The sequence below is a fragment of the Halobaculum sp. EA56 genome, assembly GCF_051195075.1.
Taxonomy (GTDB): Archaea; Halobacteriota; Halobacteria; order Halobacteriales; family Haloferacaceae; genus Halobaculum.
On the sequence record NZ_JBNTJX010000085.1, the window covers coordinates 1 to 1,375 of the forward strand.

Below are 1,375 nucleotides of genomic sequence, written 5' to 3' on the forward strand. Positions count from 1 at the left end.
CCGCGTTGCGGATGATCTCCACGTCGTCCTCGAATATCGAGCTCGACCCCATGTCGCACCCGCCTCTGGGGCGACCCGGGTGATAAGGCTGTGGAAGTGCGAGTGCTTTCGGGTGCTTTCGAGTGCTCCCCCGGGGGGCTTCGAGTGCTCTGCGAGTGGGTGCGGGTGACTGCGAGTGCTCCCCCTCGCGACCCGCGTTTCGACACCGGGTTTCGAGTGTCCCCGGGGGTCGACGCGGACCGCCCGCGACGGCGGGCGTGACACACACCGGTTTTCGAGTGCTTTCGTCGGCCCGCCGGTCGCCCGTGGCGGGGCGTCGCCGCGGCGGCGAGGCCGCACACCGGATTTCGAGTGCTTCGCTCGGCCGTCCGGCACGCCCCGGGGCCGGAGAGTGGAAACTAGGCGGGCGCCGTGCACACGGACCGGGATCTGCGGCGGAGTCCGACGACCAAGGCCGAGCGACGGTCCGTCCGCGGGCGGCGTCGCCGCCGACCCTCCCACACCGGATTTCGAGTGCTTTCGCCGCCCGGGAACGGGCGGACCGTCGCCGGGGCCGGCGCCCCCGACGCCGATGGTACATAAACGACGGCGTGAGCGTCGACCGCCGGACCGGCTCGACGGCCGAGCCCGGCACGCGGCGGCCGCTCGGGCGTTCGGCTTCGCTCCTCCTAGCTAGCGATCGAAATCGATATACTATACGCGAGCACTCCCCGCGGCGACCCCTCCCCCCGCCCCCGCGACGAGAGCACTCGCAAACCGGTGTCAGGGAGTCGCGGCCCGCGCCGGCGTCGCCCGGCCACGGGCGCCACACCGGTTTGCGAGTGCTTCACGGCCGACGGGCCGGGAGGGCCGGCCGGGAGCGACACCGGATTTCGAGTGCTTTCGGCCCCGAACGCGTTTTGCGCGTCCGCCGCCAACGGCGACGCATGCCGACGGGCGGGTACGCGGCGACGGCGTTCGACCTCGACGACACGCTGTGCCGCCGCGACGGCGACCCCGACGAACTGTACCGGCGGGCGTTCGAGCGCGCCGGGGTCGAGCCGTTCGGCGAGCCCGCGGACCTGTGGGCCGCGCTGACGGGGCCGCCGACGCCGAACGACGAGCGGTCGTACTTCGCGGCGGGGTTCAGGGTGGTCGCGGCCCGGTACGGGCGGGCCCCGGTCGACGCGGACGCGCTGGCGGACGGCCTGCTCGCGTCGATAGACCACGGGGCCGTCTCGTACGCGTCCGGGGCGCGAGAGGCGCTCGCGGCCGCCCGTCGGCGCGGGCCGGTGGGGGTCCTCACGAACGGCCCCGAGTGGCGGCAGGCGCCGAAGTTGGAGTCCCTGGGGCTGACCGACGCGCTCGACGCGACGGTGTACGCGGGGGACATGGC

At 74.0% G+C, this 1,375-nt stretch carries 1 protein-coding gene; it reads left to right on the top strand.

Annotated features, from left to right (window positions below; genetic code table 11):
• Window positions 1-926 precede the first annotated feature (926 nt).
• Window positions 927-1,375 (top strand): HAD family hydrolase (locus tag ACQUQ1_RS22205; protein ID WP_435066355.1); only part of this gene is annotated, 449 nt, incomplete at its 3' end.